The organism is Pseudomonas sp. HD6422 (genome assembly GCF_025377065.1).
GTDB classification, from domain to species: domain Bacteria; phylum Pseudomonadota; class Gammaproteobacteria; order Pseudomonadales; family Pseudomonadaceae; genus Aquipseudomonas; species Aquipseudomonas putida_U.
In genome coordinates, this window is sequence record NZ_JAHWIW010000061.1 from 1 (window position 1) to 15,923 (window position 15,923).

Annotated in this window: 12 protein-coding genes, 1 tRNA gene and 1 pseudogene; all 14 read left to right on the top strand. The window is 58.2% G+C overall.

The genetic code is table 11. The features are described 5' to 3' along the window. A pseudogene (locus KY379_RS26480) lies at positions 1-102 on the top strand (elongation factor Tu); the annotation flags it as partial. 54 nt (positions 103-156) lie between these two features. Then, positions 157-232, top strand: a tRNA-Trp gene (locus tag KY379_RS26485). A 44-nt stretch (positions 233-276) separates the two neighbouring features. Continuing rightward, complete coding sequence (gene secE / locus KY379_RS26490) at positions 277-645, top strand: preprotein translocase subunit SecE (protein ID WP_133330033.1); 369 nt, start codon at positions 277-279, stop codon at positions 643-645. Between the two features lie 9 nt (positions 646-654). Next, positions 655-1,188: a transcription termination/antitermination protein NusG gene (nusG, locus tag KY379_RS26495; RefSeq protein WP_003255501.1), complete on the top strand. Its 534-nt coding sequence runs from the start codon at positions 655-657 to the stop codon at positions 1,186-1,188. 119 nt (positions 1,189-1,307) lie between these two features. Continuing rightward, on the top strand, positions 1,308-1,739 hold the full coding sequence (gene rplK, locus KY379_RS26500) for a 50S ribosomal protein L11 (RefSeq protein ID WP_133330035.1): 432 nt from the start codon (positions 1,308-1,310) through the stop codon (positions 1,737-1,739). Further along, a complete protein-coding gene (gene rplA, locus KY379_RS26505; protein ID WP_013970629.1) occupies positions 1,739-2,434 on the top strand; it encodes a 50S ribosomal protein L1 in 696 nt (231 codons plus the stop codon). The genes rplK and rplA overlap by 1 nt, the downstream gene beginning before the upstream one ends. Before the next feature lie 197 nt (positions 2,435-2,631). After that, the gene (rplJ, locus tag KY379_RS26510) at positions 2,632-3,132 is read left to right on the top strand and encodes a 50S ribosomal protein L10 (RefSeq protein ID WP_043215352.1); all 501 of its coding nucleotides are present in this window, start codon (positions 2,632-2,634) and stop codon (positions 3,130-3,132) included. A gap of 80 nt (positions 3,133-3,212) precedes the next feature. Next, on the top strand, positions 3,213-3,584 hold the full coding sequence (gene rplL / locus KY379_RS26515) for a 50S ribosomal protein L7/L12 (protein ID WP_133330037.1): 372 nt from the start codon (positions 3,213-3,215) through the stop codon (positions 3,582-3,584). A gap of 220 nt (positions 3,585-3,804) precedes the next feature. Further along, positions 3,805-7,878, top strand: coding sequence for a DNA-directed RNA polymerase subunit beta (gene rpoB, locus KY379_RS26520; RefSeq protein WP_133330039.1), 4,074 nt, complete (start codon positions 3,805-3,807; stop codon positions 7,876-7,878). Positions 7,879-7,942: 64 nt separating this feature from the next. Further along, the gene (gene rpoC / locus KY379_RS26525) at positions 7,943-12,142 is read left to right on the top strand and encodes a DNA-directed RNA polymerase subunit beta' (protein ID WP_133330041.1); all 4,200 of its coding nucleotides are present in this window, start codon (positions 7,943-7,945) and stop codon (positions 12,140-12,142) included. Between the two features lie 208 nt (positions 12,143-12,350). Next, positions 12,351-12,722 (top strand): 30S ribosomal protein S12, encoded by a 372-nt coding sequence (rpsL, locus tag KY379_RS26530; RefSeq protein WP_003255492.1) that lies wholly within the window; start codon positions 12,351-12,353, stop codon positions 12,720-12,722. Positions 12,723-12,828: 106 nt separating this feature from the next. After that, on the top strand, positions 12,829-13,299 hold the full coding sequence (gene rpsG, locus KY379_RS26535) for a 30S ribosomal protein S7 (RefSeq protein WP_003246741.1): 471 nt from the start codon (positions 12,829-12,831) through the stop codon (positions 13,297-13,299). Between the two features lie 30 nt (positions 13,300-13,329). Next, positions 13,330-15,477 carry an elongation factor G gene (fusA, locus tag KY379_RS26540; RefSeq protein WP_133330043.1) on the top strand — a complete coding sequence of 716 codons (2,148 nt, stop codon included), beginning with the start codon at positions 13,330-13,332 and terminating at the stop codon, positions 15,475-15,477. A gap of 27 nt (positions 15,478-15,504) precedes the next feature. After that, a partial coding sequence (locus KY379_RS26545) for a GTP-binding protein (protein WP_028624846.1) occupies positions 15,505-15,923 on the top strand: 419 nt, incomplete at its 3' end.

The window sequence follows — 15,923 nt, forward strand, 5'->3', positions numbered from 1 at the left end:
ACCCTGATCAAGACCATCGCAATGGAAGACGGTCTGCGCTTCGCTATCCGTGAAGGCGGTCGTACCGTCGGCGCCGGTGTCGTAGCAAAAATTATTGAATAAGTAGTTGATTTACTTGATCGGGCCGGTATAATGGCCGGCCTGATACAGCGTTAAAGGTCAGTAGCTCAATTGGCAGAGCGACGGTCTCCAAAACCGTAGGTTGGGGGTTCGATTCCCTCCTGACCTGCCATTCACCTCGGTGTGATTGGCTTTCTTCTCACAGGATCCTCCCCGATGACTCCCAAGACTGAAGCCCAAGAAACGCGTTTTGATCTGTTCAAGTGGCTGGCTGTAGTGGCTTTGGTGGTTGTTGGTGTCGTGGGTAATCAATATTACTCCGCCTCTCCAATCCTGTATCGCGTCCTTGCACTTCTCGTCCTGGCTGCAGTCGCAGGCTTTGTTGCCTTGCAGACCGCCAAGGGTAAGTCGTTCTTTGCGCTGGCGAAGGAAGCTCGTACCGAGATCCGTAAAGTCGTGTGGCCGACCCGCCAGGAAACCACCCAGACCACGCTGATTGTTGTGGCTGTCGTGCTGGTTATGGCACTGCTGTTGTGGGGGCTTGATTCCCTGCTCGGCTGGGCGGTCTCCTTGATCGTTGGCTAAAGGTGTCCCGTGGCTAAGCGTTGGTATGTTGTGCATGCTTACTCGGGTTACGAGAAGCATGTGATGCGCTCCCTGATCGAGCGCGTCAAGCTGGCTGGCATGGAAGACGGTTTCGGCGAGATCCTGGTTCCGACCGAGGAAGTCGTCGAAATGCGCAACGGCCAGAAGCGCAAAAGTGAGCGTAAATTCTTCCCTGGCTATGTATTGGTCCAGATGGAAATGAACGAAGGGACTTGGCACTTGGTCAAGGATACCCCTCGTGTGATGGGCTTCATTGGTGGTACCGCAGATAAGCCTGCGCCAATCACCGATAAAGAGGCTGAGGCCATCCTCCGTCGCGTAGCTGACGGTAGTGACAAGCCTAAGCCGAAGACGCTGTTCGAGCCGGGTGAAGTGGTTCGAGTCATTGATGGTCCGTTTGCTGACTTCAATGGTAGTGTCGAAGAGGTTAACTACGAAAAGAGTCGCCTCCAGGTGGCGGTGCTCATTTTCGGTCGCTCTACTCCGGTAGAGCTCGAGTTCAGCCAGGTCGAAAAGGTCTAGGCGGACGAAGCATCCCATACCCCGCAGCCCTGTGTGCTGCGGGGTTTTGTCGTCACTGGGATAAAACGCAAGTCATCCGGGGAGCCATCTGGCGTTCGTACCCGATTTTGGAGTAGCTCATGGCTAAGAAGATTCAGGCTTACATCAAGCTGCAAGTAAAGGCCGGCCAGGCCAACCCAAGCCCACCCGTTGGTCCAGCACTGGGTCAACACGGTGTGAACATCATGGAATTCTGCAAGGCCTTCAACGCCCGTACTCAGGGTCAAGAGCCAGGTCTGCCGACTCCAGTCATCATCACTGTCTACAGCGACCGTAGCTTCACCTTCGAGACCAAGAGCACTCCTGCCTCGGTTCTGCTGAAGAAAGCTGCTGGCCTGGCCAGTGGTTCGGCTCGTCCGAACACCGTTAAAGTCGGTACCGTTACCCGTGCTCAGCTGGAAGATATCGCCAAGGCTAAACAGGCTGATCTGACCGCCGCTGACCTGGATGCAGCTGTACGCACCATCGCTGGCTCTGCCCGCAGCATGGGCCTGAACGTGGAGGGTGTGTAATGGCTAAGCTGACTAAGCGCCAAAAGGCTATCGCCGAGAAAATCGAAGCAGGCAAGGCCTACAACTTCGAAGAAGCCGCAACCCTGCTGGCTTCGCTCCCGGCTGCCAAGTTCGTAGAGTCCTACGACATCGCCGTTAACCTCGGTGTTGACCCGCGTAAATCCGACCAGGTCGTTCGTAGCGCTACTGTGCTGCCACACGGCACTGGCAAGACCGTTCGCGTTGCTGTCTTCACTCAGGGTCCAGCTGCTGAGGCCGCTCTGGCTGCCGGCGCTGACCGTGTAGGTATGGACGATCTGGCTGCCGAAATGAAAGGCGGCGACCTGAACTATGACGTCGTCATCGCATCGCCTGATGCCATGCGCGTCGTCGGTCAGCTGGGTCAGGTTCTGGGTCCTCGTGGCCTGATGCCTAACCCGAAAGTAGGTACCGTGACCCCAGACGTAGCCGGCGCCGTCAAGAACGCCAAGGCTGGTCAGGTTCGCTACCGTACCGACAAGAACGGTATCATCCACACCTCCGTTGGCAAGGTCGGCTTCGAAGCTGGCAAGCTGAAGGAAAACGTTGAAGCCCTGATCGCTGACCTGAAGCGTATCAAGCCGGCTTCCTCGAAAGGTATCTACGTCAAGCGTGTTACCCTGAGCACCACCATGGGCCCAGGTCTGGTCATCGATCAGAGCTCGCTGAACGTGTAAGAACATGGCGGTGCGACCTGTCGCGCCGCCAGCAAAAATTGGGGTCCCTGCCTGGCGGGGGCTATCCAAGACCGTAGGCGGCGCGAGCCTTAAAAATCCAGCCCACGCAGATGGTGCTCCCGATTCGTTACCGAATCAGACACCAAAACGACATCCGGCTTCGGCCAGATGAAACGGTAGAAACCAGGAGTAAACCCGTGGCAATTAAACTCGAAGACAAGAAGGCCATCGTCGCTGAAGTCAACGAGGCTGCCAAAGTCGCTCTGTCCGCTGTCGTGGCCGATGCCCGTGGTGTGACTGTAGGCGCAATGACCGGACTCCGTAAAGAGGCCCGCGAAGCTGGCGTTTACGTACGCGTCGTACGTAACACCCTGCTCAAGCGCGCAGTTGAGGGTACTGAGTACTCGATCCTCAACGACGCGTTCAAAGGCCCGACCCTGATCGCATTCTCCAACGAACACCCGGGCGCTGCTGCCCGTCTGTTCAAAGAGTTCGCCAAGGGTCAGGACAAGTTCGAGATCAAGGCAGCTGCGTTCGACGGCAAGTTCCTTGCCGCTAACCAGATCGACGTGCTGGCAACCCTGCCAACTCGCGACGAGGCTATCGCACAGCTGATGAGCGTAATCCAAGGTGCAACCAGCAAGCTGGCCCGCACTCTGGCTGCTCTGCGCGACCAGAAAGAAGCCGCTGCTGCCTAAGGCCGCGTAGTCTCTTTCGAAATCAAACGTTTAATTTGATGGCCGCGTAGGCTGTCACCCCAATACAGGAATTCATAGTCATGTCTCTGACTAACGAGCAAATCATCGAAGCGATCGGCCAGAAAACCGTTCTGGAAATTGTTGAACTGATCAAAGCGATGGAAGAAACCTTCGGCGTTACCGCTGCTGCCGCTGTTGCCGCTGGCCCAGCTGCTGGCGCTGCTGCCGCTGCTGAAGAGCAGACCGAGTTCAACGTCGTTCTGACCGAAGCTGGCGACAAGAAAGTCAACGTGATCAAGGCCGTTCGTGAACTGACCGGTCTGGGCCTGAAAGAAGCCAAAGAGAAAGTCGACGGCGCTCCTCAGGTTATCGCTGAAGGCGTTTCGAAAGAAGCCGCTGAAGACGCGAAGAAGAAGCTGGAAGAAGCTGGCGCTAAAGTCGAGCTGAAGTAATCTCGACTTTGCGACTCCAGTCCGAGCGTTGAGCGAAGGGCTGATGGCTGGTGGCTTATGCCACCGGCCTTTTTCCGTTATTGGTGGCCGGTCAAGCCGGCCCCGATAACAAGCTGCAAGACACCCATGTGGGTGGCGCAAACCAAGGGGTTTGCACGATTTTCTGGCTGCTCCCGCCGGGAGAAGCCAAACAAGCAGGTGACCAAGCTGGGGAACGCTGATGGCTTACTCATACACTGAGAAAAAACGTATCCGCAAGGACTTTAGCAAGTTGCCGGACGTCATGGATGTGCCTTACCTCCTGGCCATCCAGCTGGATTCGTATCGCGAATTCCTGCAAGCGGGAGCATCCAAGGATCAGTTCCGCGACGTCGGCCTGCACGCGGCCTTCAAATCGGTATTCCCGATCATCAGCTACTCCGGCAATGCTGCCTTGGAGTATGTAGGCTACCGCCTGGGCGATCCCGCCTTCGATGTGAAGGAATGTGTCCTGCGTGGCGTGACCTTCGCGGTCCCACTGCGGGTCAAGGTGCGCCTGATCATCTTCGACAAGGAATCGTCGAACAAAGCGATCAAGGACATCAAAGAGCAAGAAGTCTACATGGGTGAAATCCCCCTGATGACTGAGAACGGTACCTTCGTTATCAACGGTACCGAGCGTGTTATCGTTTCCCAGCTGCACCGTTCGCCGGGTGTGTTCTTCGACCACGACCGTGGCAAGACCCACAGCTCGGGCAAGCTGCTGTACTCCGCTCGCATCATTCCTTACCGCGGTTCGTGGCTGGACTTCGAGTTCGACCCGAAAGACTGCGTGTTCGTGCGTATCGACCGTCGCCGCAAACTGCCGGCTTCGGTACTGCTGCGTGCGCTGGGCTACAGCACCGAAGAAGTCCTGAACACCTTCTACACCACCAACGTGTTCCACATCTCCGGCGAGAAACTCAGCCTGGAGCTCGTGCCTCAGCGTCTGCGTGGTGAAGTCGCGGTGATGGACATCCTTGACGGCAGCGGCAAGGTCATCGTCGAGCAGGGTCGCCGTATCACTGCGCGCCACATCAATCAGCTCGAAAAAGCCGGTGTCAACCAGCTGGACGTGCCGATGGAGTACGTGCTGGGTCGCACCACCGCCAAGGCCATCGTACATCCGGCCACTGGCGAAATCCTGGCCGAGTGCAACACCGAGCTGACCACCGAGCTGCTGATCAAGATCGCCAAGGCTCAGGTCGTCCGCATCGAGACCCTGTACACCAACGACATCGATTGCGGTCCGTTCATCTCGGATACCCTGAAGATCGACACTACCAGCAACCAGCTGGAAGCCCTGGTCGAGATCTACCGCATGATGCGTCCAGGCGAGCCGCCAACCAAGGATGCCGCCGAGACGCTGTTCAACAACCTGTTCTTCAGCGCCGAGCGTTACGATCTGTCCGCCGTTGGCCGCATGAAGTTCAACCGCCGTATCGGTCGTACCGAGATCGAAGGTTCGGGCGTGCTGAGCAAGGAAGATATCGTCGAGGTTCTGAAGACCCTGGTCGATATCCGTAACGGCAAAGGCATCGTCGACGACATCGACCACCTGGGTAACCGTCGCGTACGTTGCGTTGGCGAGATGGCCGAGAACCAGTTCCGTGTTGGCCTGGTGCGTGTAGAGCGCGCGGTCAAGGAACGTCTGTCGATGGCCGAAAGCGAAGGCCTGATGCCGCAGGACCTGATCAACGCCAAGCCGGTAGCGGCGGCGGTGAAGGAGTTCTTCGGTTCCAGCCAGCTTTCCCAGTTCATGGACCAGAACAACCCGCTCTCCGAGATCACCCACAAGCGCCGTGTTTCCGCACTCGGCCCTGGCGGTCTGACCCGTGAGCGTGCCGGCTTCGAAGTCCGTGACGTACACCCGACCCACTACGGCCGCGTGTGCCCGATCGAGACCCCTGAAGGTCCGAACATCGGTCTGATCAACTCCCTGGCGGCCTATGCCCGCACCAACCAGTACGGCTTCCTTGAAAGTCCGTATCGCGTGGTGAAGGAAGGCGTGGTCAGCGACGACATCGTGTTCCTGTCGGCGATCGAAGAGGCTGATCACGTCATCGCTCAGGCTTCGGCCGCGATGAACGAGAAGAAGCAGCTGATCGACGAGCTGGTAGCTGTTCGTCACCTGAACGAATTCACCGTCAAGGCGCCGGAAGACGTCACCCTGATGGACGTTTCGCCGAAGCAGGTTGTTTCTGTCGCAGCGTCGCTGATTCCGTTCCTCGAGCACGACGACGCCAACCGTGCGTTGATGGGTTCGAACATGCAGCGTCAGGCTGTACCGACCCTGCGTGCCGACAAGCCGCTGGTAGGTACCGGCATGGAGCGCAACGTTGCCCGCGACTCCGGTGTCTGCGTGGTGGCACGCCGTGGTGGTGTGATCGACTCGGTCGATGCCAGCCGTATCGTCGTGCGCGTTGCTGACGATGAAGTCGAGACTGGCGAAGCAGGTGTGGATATCTACAACCTGACCAAGTACACCCGTTCGAACCAGAACACCTGCATCAACCAGCGTCCGCTGGTAAGCAAAGGTGACAAGGTTCAGCGTGGCGACATCATGGCCGACGGTCCGTCCACCGACATGGGTGAGCTGGCACTGGGTCAGAACATGCGCATCGCGTTCATGGCGTGGAACGGCTTCAACTTCGAAGACTCCATCTGCCTGTCCGAGCGTGTGGTCCAGGAAGACCGCTTCACCACCATCCACATCCAGGAACTGACCTGTGTGGCGCGTGACACCAAGCTTGGCCCAGAGGAAATCACTGCGGACATCCCGAACGTGGGTGAGGCCGCACTGAACAAGCTGGACGAAGCCGGTATCGTCTACGTAGGTGCCGAAGTGGGCGCTGGCGACATCCTGGTTGGCAAGGTAACGCCAAAAGGCGAAACCCAGCTGACGCCGGAAGAGAAGCTGCTGCGTGCGATCTTCGGTGAGAAGGCGAGCGACGTTAAGGACACTTCCCTGCGTGTGCCGACCGGCACCAAGGGTACCGTCATCGACGTCCAGGTCTTCACCCGTGATGGCGTCGAGCGCGATAGCCGTGCCCTGGCCATCGAGAAGATGCAGTTGGACGAGATCCGCAAGGATCTGAACGAAGAGTTCCGCATCGTCGAAGGTGCAACCTTCGAGCGTCTGCGTGCAGCCCTGAACGGCCAGGTGGTCGACGGTGGCGCGGGCCTGAAGAAAGGCACCGTGATCAACGACGAAGTCCTGAACGGTCTGGAGCACGGCCAGTGGTTCAAACTGCGCATGGCTGAAGATGCACTGAACGAGCAGCTGGAAAAGGCTCAGCAGTACATCGTCGATCGCCGTCGCCTGCTGGACGACAAGTTCGAAGACAAGAAGCGCAAGCTGCAGCAGGGCGATGACCTGGCACCTGGCGTACTGAAGATCGTCAAGGTCTACCTGGCTATCCGCCGTCGCATCCAGCCGGGTGACAAGATGGCCGGTCGTCACGGTAACAAGGGTGTGGTATCGGTGATCATGCCGGTCGAAGACATGCCGCACGACGCCAACGGTACTCCGGTCGACGTCGTACTGAACCCGCTGGGCGTACCTTCTCGTATGAACGTCGGTCAGATCCTCGAAACCCACCTCGGCCTGGCGGCCAAGGGCCTGGGCGAGAAGATCGACCGTATGATCGAAGAGCAGCGCAAGGCCGCAGAACTGCGTACCTTCCTGACCGAGATCTACAACGAGATCGGTGGTCGTCAGGAGAACCTCGAAGAGTTCTCCGACGAAGAGATCCTCGCTCTGGCTCACAACCTGAAGAAAGGCGTGCCGATGGCTACTCCGGTCTTCGACGGTGCCAAGGAGCGTGAGATCAAGGCCATGCTGAAGCTGGCTGACCTGCCGGAAAGCGGCCAGATGGTGCTGTTCGATGGCCGTACCGGCAACAAGTTCGAGCGTCCTGTGACCGTTGGTTACATGTACATGCTCAAGCTGAACCACTTGGTGGACGACAAGATGCACGCGCGTTCCACTGGTTCCTACAGCCTGGTTACCCAGCAGCCGCTGGGTGGTAAGGCGCAGTTCGGTGGTCAGCGTTTCGGGGAGATGGAAGTGTGGGCGCTGGAAGCATACGGCGCGGCATACACCCTGCAAGAAATGCTCACAGTGAAGTCGGACGACGTGAACGGCCGTACCAAGATGTACAAGAACATCGTGGATGGCGATCACCGTATGGAGCCGGGCATGCCCGAGTCCTTCAACGTGTTGATCAAAGAGATCCGTTCGCTCGGTATCGATATCGATCTGGAAACCGAATAACACGTGACGCGAAGGGGAGCGGGGCAGGTAATGCCCGCTTCCTGCTCCGCCAGGAGGAAAGGCCTTGAAAGACCTACTGAATTTGCTGAAAAACCAGGGTCAAGTCGAAGAGTTCGACGCCATCCGCATCGGTCTGGCGTCGCCTGAAATGATCCGTTCGTGGTCGTTCGGTGAAGTTAAGAAGCCGGAAACCATCAACTACCGTACGTTCAAGCCTGAGCGTGACGGCCTGTTCTGCGCCAAGATCTTTGGCCCAGTCAAGGACTACGAGTGCCTGTGCGGCAAGTACAAGCGCCTGAAGCACCGCGGTGTGATCTGCGAGAAGTGCGGCGTTGAAGTTGCGCTGGCCAAGGTTCGTCGTGAGCGCATGGCGCACATCGAACTGGCTTCGCCGGTTGCCCACATCTGGTTCCTGAAGTCGCTGCCGTCCCGTATCGGCCTGCTGATGGACATGACCCTGCGTGATATCGAGCGCGTGCTCTACTTCGAGAGCTACGTCGTGATCGATCCGGGCATGACCACCCTCGAAAAGGGTCAGCTGCTCAACGACGAGCAGTACTTCGAAGCGCTGGAGGAGTTCGGTGACGACTTCGACGCCCGTATGGGTGCCGAGGCTGTTCGTGAGCTGCTGCACGCTATCGACCTGGAGCACGAGATCGGTCGCCTGCGTGAAGAAATTCCGCAGACCAACTCGGAAACCAAGATCAAGAAACTGTCCAAGCGCCTGAAGCTGATGGAAGCTTTCCAGGGTTCGGGCAACCTGCCTGAGTGGATGGTCCTGACCGTCCTGCCAGTGCTGCCGCCGGACCTGCGTCCGCTGGTTCCGCTGGATGGTGGCCGTTTCGCGACCTCCGACCTGAACGACCTGTATCGTCGGGTGATCAACCGTAACAACCGTCTGAAGCGCCTGCTCGATCTGTCGGCGCCGGACATCATCGTGCGCAACGAAAAGCGCATGCTGCAGGAAGCGGTTGACGCCCTGCTGGACAACGGCCGTCGCGGTCGCGCCATCACTGGCTCGAACAAGCGTCCGCTGAAGTCCCTGGCTGACATGATCAAAGGTAAGCAAGGTCGCTTCCGTCAGAACCTGCTCGGTAAGCGTGTGGACTACTCCGGCCGTTCGGTAATTACCGTAGGCCCGACCCTGCGCCTGCACCAGTGCGGTCTGCCGAAGAAGATGGCTCTCGAGCTGTTCAAGCCGTTCATTTTCGGCAAGCTGGAAATGCGTGGTCTGGCGACCACCATCAAGGCGGCCAAGAAGATGGTCGAGCGCGAACTGCCAGAGGTCTGGGACGTTCTCGCCGAGGTGATCCGCGAACACCCCGTCCTGCTCAACCGCGCACCGACCCTGCACCGTCTGGGTATCCAGGCGTTCGAGCCGGTCCTGATCGAAGGTAAGGCGATCCAGCTGCACCCGCTGGTCTGTGCTGCGTACAACGCCGACTTCGACGGTGACCAGATGGCCGTTCACGTGCCGCTGACCCTGGAAGCCCAGCTCGAAGCGCGCGCGCTGATGATGTCGACCAACAACATCCTGTCGCCAGCCAACGGTGAGCCGATCATCGTTCCGTCGCAGGACGTTGTACTGGGTCTGTATTACATGACCCGTGAAGCCATCAACGCCAAGGGCGAAGGTCGCGTATTCGCAGACCTGCAGGAAGTCGATCGCGTATTCCGCGCCGGCGAAGCCGCCCTGCACGCGAAAATCAAGGTTCGTATCAACGAAACCGTGAAAGATCGCGATGGCAGCGTGACCAAGAACACCCGTATCGTCGACACCACTGTCGGCCGTGCGCTGCTGTTCCAGGTTGTACCGGCAGGTCTGCCGTACGACGTGGTCAACCAGCCGATGAAGAAAAAGGCGATCTCCAAGTTGATCAACCAGTGCTACCGCGTGGTTGGTCTGAAAGAGACCGTTATCTTCGCTGACCAACTGATGTACACCGGTTTCGCCTACTCGACCATTTCCGGCGTCTCCATCGGTGTTAACGACTTCGTTATCCCGGATGAGAAAGCCCGCATCATCGGTACCGCTACCGACGAAGTGAAGGAAATCGAGAGCCAATACGCCTCCGGCCTGGTAACCCAGGGCGAGAAGTACAACAAGGTCATCGACTTGTGGTCGAAGGCGAACGACGAAGTGTCCAAGGCGATGATGGCCAACCTCTCGAAAGAGAAGGTCATCGACCGCGAAGGCAACGAAGTCGATCAAGAGTCCTTCAACTCGATGTACATGATGGCTGACTCGGGTGCGCGGGGTTCCGCAGCCCAGATCCGTCAGCTGGCCGGTATGCGTGGTCTGATGGCCAAGCCGGACGGCTCGATCATCGAGACGCCGATCACCGCGAACTTCCGTGAAGGTCTGAGCGTACTGCAGTACTTCATCTCGACCCACGGTGCTCGTAAGGGTCTGGCGGATACCGCACTGAAGACCGCGAACTCCGGTTACCTGACTCGTCGTCTGGTAGACGTGGCGCAGGATCTGGTCGTGACCGAGATCGATTGCGGCACCGACCAAGGTCTGGTGATGACCCCGCACATCGAAGGCGGCGACGTTGTAGAGCCGCTCGGTGAGCGCGTACTGGGTCGTGTCATCGCTCGCGACGTGTTCAAACCAGGCACCGAGGACGTCATCGTTCCGGCCGGTACCCTGGTCGACGAGAAGTGGGTCGAGTTCATCGAGCTGAACAGCATCGACGAAGTCGTCGTACGTTCGCCGATCAACTGCGAAACCCGCTACGGCATCTGCGCCAAGTGCTACGGTCGTGACCTGGCGCGTGGTCACCAGGTGAACATCGGTGAAGCAGTTGGCGTCATCGCTGCACAGTCGATCGGTGAGCCGGGTACCCAGCTGACCATGCGTACGTTCCACATCGGTGGTGCTGCAAGCCGTACCTCGGCTGCCGACAGCGTTCAGGTGAAGAACGGCGGTATGGTTCGTCTGCACAACCTGAAGCAGGTCGAGCGCGCCGATGGCAATCTGGTTGCCGTATCGCGTTCCGGCGAGCTGGCCATTGCCGATGAATTCGGCCGTGAGCGTGAGCGCTACAAGCTGCCTTACGGTGCGGTGATCTCGGTCAAGGAAGGTGAGAAGGTCGAAGCTGGCGCCATCGTCGCCAAGTGGGACCCACACACCCACCCGATCGTGACCGAGCTGAAAGGTACCGTGACCTTCGTGGGCATGGAAGAAAACATCACCATCAAGCGTCAGACCGACGAACTGACCGGCCTGACCAACATCGAAGTGATGGACGTCAAGGATCGCCCTGCCGCAGGCAAGGAAATCCGTCCGGCGATCAAGATGGTCGATGCCGCTGGCAAGGACCTGTACCTGCCAGGTACCGACGTACCTGCTCAGTACTTCCTGCCGGCCAACGCCCTTGTCGGTGTGGCTGACGGTGCTCAGATCGGTGTTGGTGACGTTATCGCGCGTATCCCGCAAGAAACGTCGAAGACCCGTGACATCACCGGTGGTCTGCCGCGCGTTGCCGACCTGTTCGAAGCGCGTCGTCCGAAGGAAGCCTCGATCCTGGCTGAAGTCAGCGGCACCATCGCGTTCGGCAAGGAAACCAAGGGCAAGCGTCGTCTGGTCATCACCCCGACCGACGGTAGCGATCCGTACGAAGAGCTGATTCCGAAGTGGCGCCACCTGAACGTCTTCGAAGGCGAACAGGTAAACCGCGGCGAAGTCATCTCCGACGGCCCGAGCGATCCGCACGACATCCTGCGTCTGCTGGGTGTGAGTGCGCTGGCGAAGTACATCGTCAACGAGATCCAGGACGTTTACCGTCTGCAAGGCGTGAAGATCAACGACAAGCACATCGAGACCATCCTGCGTCAGATGCTGCGCAAGGTCGAGATCTCCGAGTCGGGCGATTCCAGCTTCATCAAGGGCGACCAGATGGAACTGACCCAGGTACTGGTAGAGAACGAGCGTCTCGCCAGCGAGGACAAGTTCATCTCCAAGTTCACCCGCGTGCTGTTGGGTATCACCAAGGCCTCGCTGTCGACCGAATCGTTCATCTCCGCGGCTTCCTTCCAGGAAACCACCCGCGTGCTGACCGAAGCGGCCGTAACCGGCAAGCGCGATTACCTGCGCGGCCTGAAGGAGAACGTGGTCGTGGGTCGTCTGATCCCGGCCGGTACCGGTCTGGCCTACCACAGCGAGCGCAAGCGTCGCCGTGATGCCGACAAGCCGCTGCGTGTGAGCGCCAGTGAGGTGGAAGCCGCACTGACCGAAGCGCTGAACTCCAGCGGTAACTAAGTGAGGGCAGGGCCCCGGCCCTTCCTCCCGCTCACGGCGACAGCACATGTTGCCGATGATCGGGCAGGAGGGGGCGGGGCCTCGTCTTGACTGGGTGCAAGATCCTCTTTAGACTTTTGTACCCTTAAATTTGGTGGGACTCCGTCTCGCCAATTTTTGGCTTTCTTGCAAGACAATAGAGTCGCAAGACAATCAGTGGAGCTAGTAGATGGCAACTATCAACCAGCTGGTACGTCAGCCGCGTAAGCGTTCGGTCGAAAAGTCCGACGTTCCTGCGCTGCAGAACTGCCCGCAGCGTCGTGGCGTGTGCACCCGTGTGTACACCACCACGCCGAAAAAACCTAACTCGGCACTGCGTAAAGTATGCCGTGTGCGTCTGACCAACGGTTTCGAGGTTTCCTCGTACATCGGTGGTGAAGGCCACAACCTGCAAGAGCACAGCGTCGTCCTGATTCGTGGCGGTCGTGTAAAAGACTTGCCAGGTGTTCGTTACCACACCGTTCGCGGCTCTCTGGATACTTCGGGCGTCAAAGGCCGTAACCAGGGTCGTTCGAAGTACGGTACCAAGCGTCCGAAGTAATCGGCCGTTTGCAGACATCCATTTTTTTGAGTCGATAAGAGTAAGGTCGGGCAGGGGTCGTAAGACCTGGTCCCGGGCTAACCTGAAGACCGTTTGAGGGCTTATCATGCCAAGACGTCGTGTAGCAGCAAAACGTGAGATTCTGGACGATCCTAAGTACGGATCCCAGATTCTCGCCAAGTTCATGAACCACGTGATGGAAAGCGGCAAGAAGGCCGTAGCCGAGCGCATCGTTTACGGTGCTCTGGATACCGTCAAAGCACGCAAGAACAGCGACCCCCTGGAAATCTTCGAGAAAGCTCTCGACGCCATCGCTCCGCTGGTCGAAGTAAAGTCCCGTCGTGTCGGCGGTGCCACTTACCAGGTTCCGGTTGAAGTTCGTCCGTCCCGTCGTAACGCTCTGGCAATGCGCTGGCTCGTAGACTACGCCCGCAAGCGCGGCGAGAAGTCGATGGCTCTGCGTCTGGCCGGCGAGCTGCTGGATGCTGCCGAAGGCAAGGGTGCTGCAGTCAAGAAGCGTGAAGACGTGCACCGTATGGCTGAAGCCAACAAAGCGTTCTCGCACTACCGCTTCTAATTCAAGCATCAATCTTTTTGCGAGGGCTTTATGGCTCGTACTACAGCAATTAACCGCTACCGTAACATCGGTATCTGTGCTCACGTTGACGCGGGCAAGACTACCACTACCGAGCGGATCCTGTTCTACACAGGTCTGAGCCACAAGATGGGCGAGGTGCATGATGGCGCCGCGACCACCGACTGGATGGTGCAGGAGCAGGAGCGCGGTATCACCATTACCTCCGCTGCCGTTACCACCTTCTGGAAAGGCTCCCGTGGTCAGTACGACAACTACCGCGTAAACGTCATCGATACCCCCGGCCACGTTGACTTCACCATTGAAGTAGAACGTTCGCTGCGTGTACTCGACGGCGCGGTCGTCGTATTCTGCGGTACCTCCGGCGTTGAGCCGCAGTCCGAAACCGTATGGCGTCAGGCCAACAAGTACGGTGTTCCACGTGTTGTTTACGTGAACAAGATGGACCGTGCTGGTGCCAACTTCCTGCGCGTTGTCGGTCAGATCAAGAACCGCCTGGGTCACACCCCGGTTCCGATCCAGCTGGCCATCGGTGCTGAAGACAACTTCCAGGGTCAGGTCGACCTGATCAAGATGAAAGCCATCTACTGGAACGATGACGACAAAGGCACCACCTACCGCGAGGAAGAGATTCCTGCGGATATGGTTGAGCTGGCGAACGAGTGGCGCAACAACATGGTTGAAGCCGCTGCCGAAGCCAGCGAAGAGCTGATGAACAAGTACCTTGAAGAAGGTGAGCTGTCCGTCGAAGACATCAAGGCTGGTCTGCGCGCCCGTACTCTGGCGAGCGAGATCGTTCCTGCTGTCTGTGGTTCTTCGTTCAAGAACAAGGGCGTTCCCCTGGTTCTCGACGCCGTCATCGACTTCCTGCCTGCGCCGACCGAAATCCCGGCGATCAAGGGTATCCACCCTGACCTGGCTGAAGTTCCGAAGGACGAAGTCACGCCTGAACAGTTCGACGAGCGTCACGCTGACGACGACGAGCCGTTCTCGGCTCTGGCCTTCAAGATTGCCACCGACCCGTTCGTTGGTACTCTGACCTTCGTCCGCGTTTACTCGGGCTTCCTGACCTCCGGTGACTCCGTCATCAACTCGGTCAAGGGCAAGAAAGAGCGCGTTGGTCGTATGGTGCAGATGCACGCCAACCAGCGTGAAGAAATCAAGGAAGTACGTGCAGGTGACATCGCTGCGCTGATCGGCATGAAGGACGTCACCACCGGTGACACCCTGTGCAACGCCGACAAGCCAATCATCCTCGAGCGTATGGACTTCCCTGAGCCTGTAATTTCGCTCTCCGTAGAGCCGAAAACCAAGGCTGACCAGGAGAAGATGGGTATCGCACTGGGCAAGCTGGCCCAGGAAGACCCGTCGTTCCGCGTCAAGACCGATGAAGAAACCGGTCAGACCATCATCTCCGGTATGGGTGAGCTGCACCTGGACATCCTCGTTGACCGCATGAAGCGCGAGTTCAACGTCGAGGCCAACATCGGCAAGCCGCAGGTTTCGTACCGCGAGAAGATCACCAAGTCCAACGTCGAGATCGAAGGCAAGTTCGTTCGTCAGTCGGGCGGTCGTGGTCAGTTCGGTCACTGCTGGATCCGTTTCTCGGAGCCGGATCAGGACGACAAGGGCAACATCACCGAAGGTCTGGTGTTTGCCAACGAAGTCGTTGGTGGTGTGATTCCGAAGGAATACATCCCTGCGATCCAGAAGGGTATCGAAGAACAGATGAAAAACGGCGTCGTTGCCGGTTATCCTCTGATCGGCCTGAAAGCCGCGGTATTCGATGGTTCGTACCACGACGTCGACTCCAACGAAATGGCGTTCAAGATCGCCGCTTCGATGGCGACCAAGCAGCTGGCCCAGAAGGGCGGCGGTGTGGTCCTCGAGCCGATCATGAAGGTCGAAGTTGTAACCCCGGAAGACTACCTGGGTGACGTGATGGGTGACCTGAACCGTCGTCGTGGTCTGGTACAGGGTATGGATGAGTCGGTCTCTGGCCGCGTCGTCCGCGCTGAAGTTCCGCTCGGAGAGATGTTCGGTTACGCGACCGACGTTCGTTCCATGTCTCAGGGTCGCGCAAGCTACTCCATGGAATTCTCCAAATACGCCGAAGCTCCGTCGAACATCGTCGAAGCACTCGTTAAAAAACAAGGCTAATCCCCTTTAGGCAAGAGGTTCACTGTCGTGGCTAAAGAAAAATTTGATCGTTCCCTTCCCCACGTTAACGTCGGCACTATCGGCCACGTTGACCACGGTAAGACCACTCTGACCGCAGCTCTGACTCGCGTCTGCTCCGAAGTTTTCGGTTCGGCAGTCGTTGAGTTCGACAAGATCGACTCGGCTCCGGAAGAAAAAGCGCGCGGTATCACCATCAACACCGCTCACGTCGAGTACAACTCGAACATTCGTCACTACGCTCACGTTGACTGCCCAGGTCACGCTGACTACGTGAAGAACATGATCACCGGTGCTGCCCAGATGGACGGCGCGATCCTGGTTTGCTCGGCCGCCGATGGTCCGATGCCACAAACCCGTGAGCACATCCTGCTGTCCCGTCAGGTTGGCGTTCCTTACATCGTGGTCTTCCTGAACAAGGCTGACCT